This window comes from Cellulomonas biazotea, assembly GCF_004306155.1.
Taxonomy (GTDB): Bacteria; Actinomycetota; Actinomycetes; order Actinomycetales; family Cellulomonadaceae; genus Cellulomonas; species Cellulomonas biazotea.
This window is the reverse complement of sequence record NZ_BIMR01000088.1, coordinates 1-11,532: the sequence shown is the minus strand read 5'-3', so window position 1 is coordinate 11,532 and position 11,532 is coordinate 1. Positions and strand designations below refer to the sequence as shown.

Genomic DNA, 11,532 nt, shown 5'->3' with positions numbered 1-11,532 from the left:
GGCGCACGCAGGGGTGCGCCGGCGGTCCGGGGTGGGTCAGAGACCCAGGTCCTCGGCCTTGTAGAAGCCGGAGTCCACGAGCACCGACTCGACGGTGTCGGGGGTCACGACCTGCGGGTCGAGCAGGTAGGTCGGGACGACCTTCACGCCGTTGTCGTACGTCTCCTCGTCGTTGACGTCGACCGTGCCGCCGTCGATGATCTGGCCGACCATCTTGGCGACCTGGTCACCGAGCGCGCGGGTGTCCTTCCAGACCGACATGGACTGCTTGCCGGCCAGCATGTTGAGGACGTTCGCCTGGTCGGCGTCCTGGCCGGTCAGGACCGGGTAGCCGTCGCCGGGCGCGTAGCCCGCACCCTCGAGGGCCTGGGCGATGCCGAGGGCGAGGGAGTCGTTGGGCGACAGGACGACGTTGACCTTCTGGCCGCCGCCGTAGAACGAGTTGAGGCGGTTCTCCATCTCGGCCTGGGCGGTGTCGGAGCCCCAGCCCTGGATGCCGATGGACTGCCAGTCGTCGTTCGAGGCCGGGGCCTTGCCCGACGGGACGACGAGCTTGCCGGCCTCGACGTAGGGCAGCAGGACGTCCCACGCGCCGGAGAAGAAGAACTTGGCGTTGTTGTCGTCCGGCGAGCCGGCGAAGGGCTCGAGGTTGAACGGACCCGCGGCGTTCTTCAGGTCGAGGGCCTCCTCGATGAACTCGCCCTGGAGCGTGCCGACCTTCTCGTTGTCGAACGTCGCGTAGTAGTCGACGTTCTCCGTGTCGTTGATGAGGCGGTCGTAGGCGATGACGGGGATCTCGGCCGCGGCGGCGTCCTCGAGGACGGGCGCGAGGGCCGTGCCGTCGATCGACGCGATGACCAGGACGTCGGCGCCCTGGTTGATCATGTTCTGGATCTGGGTGATCTGCTGGTCGACCTTGTTGTCGGCGTACTGCAGCGTGGTCTCGTAGCCGGCGTCCTGCAGCAGGCCCTCGAGGTGCGAGCCGTCGCGGTTCCAGCGCTCGAGGCTCTTGGTCGGCATCGCGATGCCGATGAGCGCGCCCTCGGCGTCGGCCCCACCGGTCTCCTCACCGCCGGCCTCGCGCTCCTGGCTGCACGCCGCGAGCCCGACGACCAGACCGGCCGTGGCGATGCCGACGGCGACCTTCCTCCATGCAAAAGACATCGTTGTCCGCTCCCTGGTTGCACCGTCCGGCCACGTCGTCCTGGGCGTCTCTGCCCGTCGACACCCTCGTTGGTCCGGGTGGCCGGTCATGTCGCTTGAATTCAAGACCTGAAGGCAAGAGTGGTGCAAGTCTCGTTACCAACCTGTGTCCTGCGGGCGCCTGAGCGCGTTCCCAGGTCCCCCGAGAGGGTTAACTTCGCGATGCGAAGACAGGCGCCGGGTGAAGGGGCGGGACCAGGACCTTCGTCCCCGGGGTCGGCGCGGTAAGCGCTGCCCCGTCTCGGGCGTCGCCGGTCGTGCATCGATGGACGACCGAGGGCGCGCGCGAGCCGGCGGTCGCGAGAGCTGCGCGGGCGCCACGCGGGCGCCCGTCGGGTGGACGTGCGGGGCGGGTCAGGCCTCGATCGACTGCGACCGGCGCCAGCGGATGCCCGCCTCGATGAAGTCGTCGATGTCGCCGTCGAACACCGCAGACGGGTTGCCGACCTCGTGCTCCGTCCGCAGGTCCTTGACCATCTGGTACGGCTGCAGGACGTACGAGCGCATCTGGTCGCCCCACGACGCCTTGATGTCGCCCGCGAGCTCCTTCTTCTTCGCGTCCTCCTCGGCCTTGCGGACCAGCAGGAGGCGCGACTGCAGCACGCGGAGCGCCGCGGCACGGTTCTGGATCTGCGACTTCTCGTTCTGCATCGACACGACGATGCCCGTCGGGATATGCGTCATGCGCACCGCCGAGTCCGTCGTGTTGACCGACTGGCCACCGGGGCCCGACGAGCGGAACACGTCGACCTTGATCTCCGACTCCGGGATCTCCACCGAGTCCGTCTGCTCGATGAGCGGGATGACCTCGACCGCCGCGAACGACGTCTGCCGGCGCCCCTGGTTGTCGAACGGCGAGATCCGGACCAGGCGGTGCGTGCCCGCCTCGACCGACAGGTGGCCGAACGCGTACGGGGTCTTGACCTCGAACGTCGCCGACTTCAGGCCCGCCTCCTCGGCGTAGCTCGTGTCGAGCACCGTCGTGGGGTAGCCGTGCCGCTCCGCCCAGCGCAGGTACATCCGCAGCAGCATCTCCGCGAAGTCCGCCGCGTCCACGCCGCCCGCACCCGAGCGGATCGTCACGACCGCGTCGCGCTGGTCGTACTCGCCGTTGAGCAGCGTCCGCACCTCGAGCTCGCCCAGGTCCTTGCGGATGCCCGTCAGCTCGACCTCGGCCTCCGCGAGGCTGTCCTCGTCGTCCATCTCGACACCGAGCTCGACGAGCGTCTCGAGGTCGTCGATGCGGCCGCCGAGCTTCGCGACCCGGTCCAGCTCCGACTGCGCCGCCGACAGCGCGCTCGTGACCTTCTGCGCCGCGTCCGGGTCGTCCCACAGGTTCGGGGCGCTGGCCTGCTCCGAGAGGTCGGCGATCTTCGCCTTGAGCGCGGTCGGGTCGCTCACCGCCTGGATGGACTCCAGGGTCGTGCGCAGCTCGCGGATCTCGGCGGGGAAGTCGGTGGTGGCCACGACCGTCCAGGCTACCCGGTGTCGCACCCCGGCCATCTCGTAGCCTCGGACCGTGGCCATCCGGGTGAGCGCGTACGCCGTCGTCGTCGAGTCCCGCGGGATGCTCCTGTCCCGCCTGTCCCCCATGGTCGGCGTCGGCCCGCTGTGGACCCTGCCCGGCGGTGGCATCGACCCCTACGAGGACCCCGCCGACGCCGTCGTGCGCGAGGTCGACGAGGAGACCGGGTACGCCGTCGAGGTCGACGACCTGATCGGCATCTCCTCGCTCGTCGTCGACCCCGCCCTGCAGCGCAGCCAGCTCCCCGAGAAGACGCAGCTGCTGCGGATCGTCTACCGCGCGCACGTCGTCGGCGGGACGCTGCGGCACGAGGTCGACGGCAGCACCGACCTCGCCGCGTGGGTGCCGTCGGCCGACCTCGACGACCTGCCGTGCGTCGAGCTGGTCGGCGAGGCCCGCCGCTTCGCCGCGCTCGCGCCCCGCCCGGCCTGACCGGAGCCGCCTCGCCCCGTCGCCGTGGCGTGGCGTGGCGTGGAAGGTGCGTCGCGTCGAGGGCGACACACCTTCCACACCGGGCCGGGCCGTCGTGGGGCGCACACCGCGTGTCAGTGGTCGGTTCGAACATGTGTTCGTGAGCGACTCACCGCCCCGACGTGCGGCGATCCTGCACGCCGACCTCGACGCGTTCTACGCGTCGGTCGAGCAGCGGGACGACCCGCGCCTGCGCGGGCACCCCGTCGCCGTCGGGGGCGGCGTCGTCCTCGCGTGCTCCTACGAGGCCAAACGCCGCGGCGTGAAGACGGCCATGAGCGGGCGGCAGGCCCGGGCGCTGTGCCCCGACCTCATCGAGGTCCGCCCGCGCTTCGACGCCTACGTCGAGGCCAGCCGCGCGGTGTTCGAGCTGTTCCACGCGACGACGCCGCAGGTCCAGGGCGTGTCGATCGACGAGGCCTTCCTCGACGTCGCCGGCCTGCACCGCATCGACGTCCCCCCGGTCGACATCGCCGCGCGCCTGCGCCGGCAGGTCCGCGAGCAGGTCGGGCTGCCCATCACCGTCGGCGTGGCCCGCACGCCGTTCCTCGCGAAGGTCGCCTCCCGCGTCGGCAAGCCCGACGGCCTCGTCCTCGTCCCGCCCGACGCCGAGGACGCGTTCCTGCACCCGCTCCCCCTCGAGCTGCTGTGGGGCGTCGGCGAGGTGACCGCCGCGAAGCTGCACGGGTACGGGCTGCGGACCGCGGGCGACGTCGCGATGCTCCCCGAGTCCGTCCTGGTCGGCGCGCTCGGTCCCGCCGCCGGCCGGCACCTGCACGCCGTCGTGCACGGCCGCACGCCCGAGCACGTCGTCACCGGGCGTCGCCGCGGCTCGATCGGCGCGCAGCGGGCCATCGGCCACGGCCCGCACGACCCCGAGTTCGTGCACGCCGCCCTGCTGGGCCTCGTGGACCGCGTCTGCCGGCGCATGCGGACCGCCCACCGGACCGCCCGGACCGTCGTCCTGCGGCTGCGCTTCGAGGACTACACGCGCGCGACCCGGTCCCGGTCGTTCACGCACGCCACCGCGTCCGGTGCCGACCTGGCCGCCGCCGCCGTCGGGCTGCTCGACTCCGTCGCGCCGCTGGTCCGCGAGCGCGGGCTGACGCTCGTCGGCGTCGCCCTCACCAACCTGGAGTCCGACGCCGTCGTCCAGCCGCAGCTCGCCCTCGACGGCCCCGACACCGGCCTGCTCGACTCGACGCTCGACTCGCTCGCCGACCGCTTCGGCAAGTCGACGGTGACGCGCGCGAGCCTGCTGCGCCGCGGCGAGGGCATCGCCGTCCCCCAGCTCCCCGACTGACGCCGGCGCCGGACTCGCGGCGACCTGTCCGCGAGCCCGACGCGGTGCGGGGCACTCAGGCCGTCAGCCCGCCGAAGAACGCGCGCACGTCCTGGACCAGCAGGTCGGGCGTCTCCATCGCCGCGAAGTGGCCGCCCTCGTCGAAGTCCGACCAGTGCACGATCGTGTGCGCCTGCTCGGCGTACCGGCGGATCGCGACGTCCTGCCCGAACACCGCGACGCCCGTCGGGACGCCGGACGGGGACGGCCAGGAGCCGGCGTGCATCGCCTCGTAGTAGATGTTCGCGGACGTCCCCGCCGTGTTCGTGAACCAGTAGAGCGACACGTTGGTGAGGAGCTCGTCGACCGGCACGGCGTCCTCGGGCAGTGCCGCGTCGGCGCTCGTCCACTCCTGGAACTTCTCGACGACCCATGCGAGCTGCCCGGCGGGCGAGTCCGCGAGCGCCGCCGCGATCGTCTGCGGGCGCGTGGACTGCACCTGGAAGTAGCCGGTCTGCTCGGCCTGGTAGTGGTTGAGGCGGTCGATGCGCGCGCGCTCGACGTCGGTGAGCGTCGCGAGCTCCTCCTCGGACACCTCGCCCCACGGGATGAACCCGAAGGTCGCGGCGTTGACGTGCACGCCGATGACGTGGTCCGGGTCGACGCGGCCGAGGTCGGGCGCGACGAACGCGCCGAAGTCGCCGCCCTGCGCGCCGTACCGCTCGTAGCCGAGGGCGGCCATGAGGCGGGAGATCGCCTGCGCCATGCGGTTGCTGTCCCACCCGGCGCCCGCGAGCGGTGTCGACCAGCCGAACCCTGGCAGCGACGGGACGACCAGGTGGAACGCCTGGGCGGGGTCGAGGCCGTGCGCGCGCGGGTCGGACAGCGGGCCGATGACGCGGCTGAACTCGACGACCGAGCCAGGCCAGCCGTGCAGCAGCACGAGCGGCGTCGCGTCCGGCTCGGGCGAGGTGACGTGCAGGAAGTGCACGGGCTGGCCGTCGACGTCGGCGACGAACTGCGGGTGCGCGTTGAGCGCGGCCTCGGCGGCACGCCAGTCGTAGGTCGTCGCCCACCGTTGCGCGAGCTTGCGCAGGTAGTCGGTCGGGACGCCGCGCGTCCACGGCTCCCCGGGGAGCTGCGCGGCCCAGCGGGTGCGGCCGAGCCGCTCCCGGAGGTCGTCGACGTCGGCCTGCGGCACGTCGATGTGGAACGGGCGGATCGTGACCTCGGACATGGCTCCGACCTCTCGTTGAACTGAATGCTTCGTTCAGTTTCGAGTCTAGTTGAACTGAATGCTTCGTTCAAGAGGTACGATCGCCGACATGGAGTCCGACACGCCCACCCCGCCGGCACCCCGGCGCGGCCGGTACGCCGAGGCCGCCCGCAACGACGGCGCGATCCTCGACGCCGCCCGCGAGGTGTTCGTCGACGACCCCACCGCCCCCATCGCCGAGGTCGCCCGCCGCGCAGGCGTCGGCATCGGCGCCCTCTACCACCGGTACGCGAGCAAGGAGCAGCTGCTCGGCACGCTGTGCGCCGTCGGCCAGGACCTGTACCTCGCCGAGACCGAGCGGGCGCTCGCCGACGACGGCGACCCGTGGCAGGCCTACGTCACCTGGCTCGAGCGGATCGTCGACGCCGACACCCACTCCCTCACCGTCGCGCTCGCCGGCACGTTCACCCCCGACGACGGCCACCGCGAGCGCACCGTCCGCATGGTCGACCTCGCCGGCCAGCTGTTCGCCCGCACCCGGGAGTCCGGGCGGCTGCGCGCCGACGTCACCGAGCTCGACGTCGCCCTGGTGCTCGAGACCATCGCCCGCGCGCGCCTCGGCGACCGCACCCGCACTGCCGAGCTCCGCCGACGCCAGCTCGCCCTGCTCGTCGACGGCCTGTCCACCCCCGACCCGCACCCCCTGCCCTCCACCCCGCCCACGTGGGAGGAGCAGGAGTCCCGCTGGTCCCCCGCCTGACGCCCCCGGCGCAGCGCGCGATGCCCGCCGTCGGCCGAGACGGCTCTCACGGACGAAGCGGCAGCGCCCGTGTCACGGCCTCGCGGTCGGGCCGACCCCTCGCCAGCGGGTTCGGCCCGTCGGCACCGCGCGCTCCACCGACCTCTCGCAGGAGGCGAGGTCGCGCCCACGGTGGGACCCGACGCCGGTACGAACGCTCGACCGAGAGCGGTCCGGGCTCGATCCCTAGGACGACCGCGACGACGAGCCGGCTTCGAGGGTGATGCCCTCCGACCAGGGCTGCAGGACGACGCCGACGACCGGCACCCGTACGAGCGCCCCGAGCCGCACGTGCGCCGAACGGCCGTCGGGGCTCGTGGCCTCCAGGACCCGGACCTCCACGAACGACGCCGTCGCATCCGCGTGCTCCGCCAGGTAGGCGTCGACCGCGGCCCTGACGCTCGCGTCGCTCAACGGCAGTCCGCCGCGGTCCGGATCCCCCTGACCCGCGCCCGGGGCGAAGTAGCCGGGGTCCGCGATCGCGTCCGACGCGTCGAGCGCCACCACGTCGGCCAGCGCGACGAGGCGCTTGCGCTCCAGGTGGACGCCTGTCGCGGCCGCCACGACGAGCACGAGCAGCAGCGCGACCGTCACGAAGCACAGCGTCAGCAGGAGCACCTGACCGGAGTCGTCGCCCGCCGCCCCGCGCACCCGCCCGACCACTCGCCGCACCACCACCCGCAGCCACCGCACGCCGCTCATCCGCGCGCCCGGTAGGTGTCGACCGGGGCGACGCGCTCGGCGCTGACCGGGACGGACAGCGGGACGACGTCCCGTACGAACCCCGGCACGAACGGCAGCGGGACGACGACCTCGACGTGCGCCGCCACGCGGCTACCCGGTTCCAGGCAGGGCACCGAGGTGCACGACAGGTGCAGCGCCGTCGCGGGGTCGTCGTCGAACCCCTGGTCGCGCAGCGCGATCCCGGTGGCGGCGACGGCACGCTGCGCGGCCTGGGCGGGATCGTCCGCGGCCACCGCGGTCCGGGCCGCCTCCCGCGCCGCCCCCTCCACGGCGAACGCCGCCGCCTGCACCCGGCCGAGCACGAGGACCAGGTAGATCGTCGGCACGAGCAGGACGAGCGCGACGCCGAGGAACTCGAGCACCGCGTTCCCGTCGTCCGAACGCCCCACGCCACCGAGGTCCGGGCCGCCGCGACCGCGGCCGACCACGGCGGCTCCGCGCTGGTCGGCGCCGACCGCCCGACCCAACCGCGCGGCGAGCACCCTCCCGGCACCACGGCCGGCGGCCCGCACGCCGGAGAGCCAGGTCACTGGTCCTCCGCGTACGCGTGCCCCTGCACGGTGAGGGCATCCCGCGGACCGATCAGACCGACGACGGGCAGGGGCGCGACGATGCTCACCTCGACGACTGCGATGCCGTCGAGCGTCGTGCGGCCCGCTCGGACGTCCTGCGCGTACGACGCGGACAGCGACTGCCCGACGAGCTCCCGCGTGCGTGCCGCTCCGTCGTCGACCGTGTGGCCGCCGAGCGCGGCGTACCGGGCCCCTTCGGCCGCACAGTCGACGAGCGTGTTCCGGACGTGCAGGACGAGCGCGAGCTGGACGACCGCGACGAACAGCACCGTCACCAGGCCGCCGACCAGGGCGAAGTCGACGACCGCCGACCCCGCGTCACCCGAGCCCGCCCACGTCCACCGAGGCAGCTCACCGCGACGACACCCGCGACCCGGCGCGACGCGTCGCGCAGCCGTCGGGTCGCCCGTCGACGCTCGGTCGACTACGGCGTCACGTTGGCGATCGCCTCGTCGAACACCCCGCGCAGCGCGGGCTCGGCGATGAGCCACAGGGCCGTCACCAGCCCTGCGGTCATCAGCGTGACGAGCACCCAGCCGGGGACGTCGCCGCGTTCGCGGTCGCCGCCCAGCCGCAGGGCGACCGCCGTCGTCACGCGCTCCCACAGGGTCGTGCGTCGCTCGGGCTCCATGTCTCGTGCCTCCTCGATCAACGTGGTCGGGTGGCTCGTCGAGCCTCCCCGGAAGGTTCTGTCCCGGCCCCGTCACAGGCCGACCCGCAGGACGAGCAGCGACGGGAACACGGCGAACGCGACGGTCACCGGAAGGATGAGGAAGACGACGGGCACCATCATCGCGACCTCCTTGCGACCGCCCGTCTCCATCAGCTCCCGCCGGACCTCCTCGCGGACGTCCTGGGCCTGGGCCCGCAGCACCTCGGCCAACGGGGTGCCTCGCTCGACGGCCACGGCGACCCCCTCGGCGAACCGCGCGAGGGCCGGCAGCCCGGTCCGGTCGGCGAGCCCGTCGAGGGCCGTGGTGAGCGGCGCACCGGCGCGCGCGTCCGCGAGGGTCCGCTCGAGCTCGGCGCTCAGCTCCCCGTGGGTGCTGCGCACGACCCGCTCGAGTGCCCCAGTCGCGCCCTCGCCCGCACCGACGGCGAGCGCGAGCAGCTCGGCGATCGTCGGCATCTCCTGGAGCATCCGCCCCTCGCGCTGCGCGACCTCACGCCCGAGCATCCAGTCGCGGCCGAGCACGCCCGCCGCAGCGCAGAGCGCGACCAGCACGACCACGACGACGGGCGAGGTCCCACGGATCGCGACGAGCAGCAGGGCGAGCGCGAGCCCGACGGTCAGACCCAGCGCACCCCAGACGACCTGGCCGGCGCGGAACTGCTCGACCGTCTCGTGCCGTCCGGCGCGGGCGAGCCGTCGGCGCAGGTCCGCGGTCGGTGAGCCCAGGCGCGCGACCAGCCGGACGGCGTCGTGCATGACGGGTGCCGCCAGCCGCTCGAGCGTCGCTGCGGCCCCGCCGCTGCTCGGCGCGCGCAGGAGCAGCGCCGACGACGTGCGCTGCGGGCGCAGGTAGGGCGCCAGGCGCATGTCGAGGCTGATCCGCCGAGCCCGCAGGCGGGCGACGACGACCAGCACCCCCACGCTCGCGAGCAGCCCGGCGACCGCGCCGGCCACGACGGGGGTCACCGCAGCACCCGCGGGTCCTCGGGCAGCCGCGCGATGCGGAGCATGAGCACGTAGGCGACCACGGTGCTCGCGGCGCCCGCCGCGAGGACCAGCAGGCCGACCGTCGAGTCGTAGGCCTGTGCAGCCTCGGTCCGGGTCGCGAGCAGACCGAGGACGAGCCACGGGGCTGCGGCGGCTAGCCGTGCCGCGTTGACCGTCCAGCTCTGCCGCGCCTCGAGCTCACCACGCGTGCGCAGGTCCTCGCGCAGGAAGGACGACAGCGTCCGGAGCAGGCGTCCGAGGTCCGTGCCACCCACGTCACGCGTCAGGCGCAGCGCCTCGACTATGCGGTCGGCGACGGGGTCCGCCAGCCGCGCCTTGAGGAGGTCGAGACAGTCGCCGAACCGGCCGGTGGCGCGGTAGTCGACGGCGAACGCCAGGAACGGCTCCCGGAGCTCGACCGGCCCTCGCTCGCCGAGCTGGGCGACGGCCTCCGGCAGCGCGAGCCCGGCACGGATGCCCGACGCCAGGTGGTCCACGACCTCCGGCCACAGGGCCCGCAGGCGCGCGCGGCGCCGACGGGCTCGACCGCGCACGACGGCGGACGGGGCGAGCGCGACGAAGACGCCGAGGCACAGCGCCATCGACGGCACCCGCGTGAGCGCGAAGCCTACGAGCAGCCCGACGAGTCCGAGCCCTCCGCTCGTCAGGACCAGGCCCGCGGGCGTGACCCCGCTCATCCCCGCCTGCACGAGGGCGTCCTGCGTGCGGGCGTTCCATCCGTCGACCGGCGGCCCGGAGCCGGGGTGAGGCGCCCACCACGACCACCAGACGCACGCAAGGCCCGCGCCGAGCAGGAGTCCGACCACCACGCCCATCAGGCCGTCACCCAGCCCACCGGGCGGCTGCCGGCGACGGCCTTACGGGCCGCCGTCCGTCGCGTCGTCACCTCGCCGCCCCCTGCCCGATTGGTCCGATTCGCGGCGAACCTAGGGCACGCGTGCTTGGCGCCGTCAAGTTCGTCCACAGTCCGGTCGACGTGACGGAACGCCGAAAAGAGGCAGTCGACGCCGCGCCACCCCAGGGACCGGCGAGCGGTCGAGGGTCCGTCTGATGCCGACGCCGGGTCCACGAGCACCCTGTGGATCACTCGACCCGGCCGATGTCCGATTCGGGTAGTTTTCCGCGCATGTCGACGCAGGGCAGGGGGCCCGGCCGCTCTCGGGCGGCCATGATCGCGATCGCGCTGGTCGCGACGGTGGGTGGGTGCACGCCGGAACCGATCCCGATCGAGCCCACGCGGACGAGCGCGACGCCGGCGTCGTCCGCGACCGCAGCGGCGAGCTCGACTCCGACGCCGGACGTCCCCGGCGAGATCTCCGCGCTCCCCGATGGGACCAAGCCCGAGCGACCGGCCGCTCTCGACCAAGCCGGCTCGATCGATGCCGCCCAAGCGGTCCTCATGTACTGGATCTACCTGCTCCCGTACTCCCAGCAGGTCGGTGACCCCTCTGACGTCAAGGCCCTCAGCCACCCGGACTGCACGTTCTGTAGGAGCTGGACAGACGCGCTCGACACGATGGTCGCCAGGAACGAGCGCGCCGTCGGGGGCGGGTACACCGTCAGCGACCTGACGACGCTCGAAGTCGACCTCGGCAGGTGGTACACCAGCACGTTCACCCTGACGGAGGCCCCCTCTACCGAGGTGAACGAGTTCGGGACCACCATCAAGTCCTACCCGGGTCACACGTACAAGGTGGACGCGATCGTGGTCTATGAGTCAGGCGCGTGGACGGTCCGCGCCTTGGCACACGAAACGGTGTCATGAAGCGCGCACGAGCCCGTGCTGCTGCCGGGCTCGCGGTATGTCTGGTTCTCGTATCAGCAGCTCCGACGGCCGCACTCGAGATCGGTGAGCACGCCGAGGACGATGCACTGCTGCTTGACGGGTTCGAGGCGGCGATGGCCCTCAAGCGGTCGGCCGCAGCCGACCCCGCGCTCGCGTTGGTGCGGTACACCCGGGCGCCGATGTGCAACGTCACGACCGGTGGCGGGACCGAGATGGGCGACGGCGACGAGCAGTTCGGCGGCGGGGACACCGA

Annotated in this window: 14 protein-coding genes; 5 read left to right on the top strand and 9 right to left on the bottom strand. The window is 73.2% G+C overall.

Annotated elements, in window-relative coordinates; translation table 11 throughout:
- Positions 1 to 36 precede the first annotated feature (36 nt).
- A complete protein-coding gene (gene chvE, locus CBZ_RS07215; protein WP_130780900.1) occupies positions 37 to 1,164 on the bottom strand; it encodes a multiple monosaccharide ABC transporter substrate-binding protein in 1,128 nt (375 codons plus the stop codon).
- Between the two features lie 393 nt (positions 1,165 to 1,557).
- Positions 1,558 to 2,670: a peptide chain release factor 2 gene (prfB, locus tag CBZ_RS07210; protein WP_130780899.1), complete on the bottom strand. Its 1,113-nt coding sequence runs from the start codon at positions 2,668 to 2,670 to the stop codon at positions 1,558 to 1,560.
- Positions 2,671 to 2,722: 52 nt separating this feature from the next.
- On the opposite strand from prfB, the gene CBZ_RS07205 reads away from it, so the two are divergent.
- Positions 2,723 to 3,160, top strand: a complete 438-nt coding sequence (locus CBZ_RS07205) for an NUDIX hydrolase (RefSeq protein ID WP_281274861.1) — start codon at positions 2,723 to 2,725, stop codon at positions 3,158 to 3,160.
- A gap of 139 nt (positions 3,161 to 3,299) precedes the next feature.
- Positions 3,300 to 4,502 (top strand): DNA polymerase IV, encoded by a 1,203-nt coding sequence (gene dinB, locus CBZ_RS07200; RefSeq protein ID WP_218022725.1) that lies wholly within the window; start codon positions 3,300 to 3,302, stop codon positions 4,500 to 4,502.
- A gap of 55 nt (positions 4,503 to 4,557) precedes the next feature.
- Here dinB and CBZ_RS07195 read toward each other — a convergent pair whose 3' ends face one another.
- Entirely contained in the window at positions 4,558 to 5,718 is a 1,161-nt protein-coding gene (locus tag CBZ_RS07195; RefSeq protein WP_130780897.1) for an epoxide hydrolase family protein, read from the bottom strand.
- 88 nt (positions 5,719 to 5,806) lie between these two features.
- Here CBZ_RS07195 and CBZ_RS07190 point away from each other — a divergent pair, with 88 nt between their 5' ends.
- Positions 5,807 to 6,457: a TetR/AcrR family transcriptional regulator gene (locus CBZ_RS07190; RefSeq protein WP_130780896.1), complete on the top strand. Its 651-nt coding sequence runs from the start codon at positions 5,807 to 5,809 to the stop codon at positions 6,455 to 6,457.
- Between the two features lie 225 nt (positions 6,458 to 6,682).
- Here CBZ_RS07190 and CBZ_RS07185 read toward each other — a convergent pair whose 3' ends face one another.
- The 6 genes from CBZ_RS07185 to CBZ_RS07160 all read right to left on the bottom strand — a co-directional run bounded on the left by CBZ_RS07185 (position 6,683) and on the right by CBZ_RS07160 (position 10,308).
- Positions 6,683 to 7,198, bottom strand: coding sequence for a pilus assembly protein TadG-related protein (locus CBZ_RS07185; RefSeq protein ID WP_130780895.1), 516 nt, complete (start codon positions 7,196 to 7,198; stop codon positions 6,683 to 6,685).
- Positions 7,195 to 7,770, bottom strand: coding sequence for a pilus assembly protein (locus tag CBZ_RS07180; RefSeq protein WP_373862143.1), 576 nt, complete (start codon positions 7,768 to 7,770; stop codon positions 7,195 to 7,197). The genes CBZ_RS07185 and CBZ_RS07180 overlap by 4 nt, the downstream gene beginning before the upstream one ends.
- Positions 7,767 to 8,162, bottom strand: a complete 396-nt coding sequence (locus CBZ_RS07175) for a TadE family protein (protein WP_130780901.1) — start codon at positions 8,160 to 8,162, stop codon at positions 7,767 to 7,769. The genes CBZ_RS07180 and CBZ_RS07175 overlap by 4 nt, the downstream gene beginning before the upstream one ends.
- A 74-nt stretch (positions 8,163 to 8,236) precedes the next feature.
- On the bottom strand, positions 8,237 to 8,443 hold the full coding sequence (locus CBZ_RS07170; protein ID WP_130780894.1) for a hypothetical protein: 207 nt from the start codon (positions 8,441 to 8,443) through the stop codon (positions 8,237 to 8,239).
- A gap of 72 nt (positions 8,444 to 8,515) precedes the next feature.
- Complete coding sequence (locus CBZ_RS07165; protein WP_130780893.1) at positions 8,516 to 9,451, bottom strand: type II secretion system F family protein; 936 nt, start codon at positions 9,449 to 9,451, stop codon at positions 8,516 to 8,518.
- Positions 9,448 to 10,308: a type II secretion system F family protein gene (locus CBZ_RS07160; protein WP_130780892.1), complete on the bottom strand. Its 861-nt coding sequence runs from the start codon at positions 10,306 to 10,308 to the stop codon at positions 9,448 to 9,450. Before CBZ_RS07160 ends, CBZ_RS07165 begins: the two co-directional genes overlap by 4 nt.
- Positions 10,309 to 10,661: 353 nt before the next feature.
- Between CBZ_RS07160 and CBZ_RS07155 the strand changes: the two genes are divergently transcribed.
- Together CBZ_RS07155 and CBZ_RS07150 are read left to right on the top strand one after the other, a co-directional pair.
- Positions 10,662 to 11,258, top strand: coding sequence for a DUF6318 family protein (locus CBZ_RS07155; protein ID WP_130780891.1), 597 nt, complete (start codon positions 10,662 to 10,664; stop codon positions 11,256 to 11,258).
- On the top strand, positions 11,255 to 11,532 hold a 278-nt coding region (locus CBZ_RS07150), incomplete at its 3' end, for a hypothetical protein (protein WP_130780890.1). The genes CBZ_RS07155 and CBZ_RS07150, both read left to right, overlap by 4 nt.

Bases quoted from the DNA above. Each gene is read 5' to 3' on its own strand.
- CBZ_RS07185 (WP_130780895.1), bottom strand. From the start codon at position 7,198: ATGAGCGGCGTGCGGTGGCTGCGGGTGGTGGTGCGGCGAGTGGTCGGG.
- chvE (WP_130780900.1), bottom strand. From the start codon at position 1,164: ATGTCTTTTGCATGGAGGAAGGTCGCCGTCGGCATCGCCACGGCCGGT.
- CBZ_RS07195 (WP_130780897.1), bottom strand. From the start codon at position 5,718: ATGTCCGAGGTCACGATCCGCCCGTTCCACATCGACGTGCCGCAGGCC.
- CBZ_RS07160 (WP_130780892.1), bottom strand. From the start codon at position 10,308: ATGGGCGTGGTGGTCGGACTCCTGCTCGGCGCGGGCCTTGCGTGCGTC.
- CBZ_RS07170 (WP_130780894.1), bottom strand. From the start codon at position 8,443: ATGGAGCCCGAGCGACGCACGACCCTGTGGGAGCGCGTGACGACGGCG.
- CBZ_RS07190 (WP_130780896.1), top strand. From the start codon at position 5,807: ATGGAGTCCGACACGCCCACCCCGCCGGCACCCCGGCGCGGCCGGTAC.
- CBZ_RS07155 (WP_130780891.1), top strand. From the start codon at position 10,662: ATGATCGCGATCGCGCTGGTCGCGACGGTGGGTGGGTGCACGCCGGAA.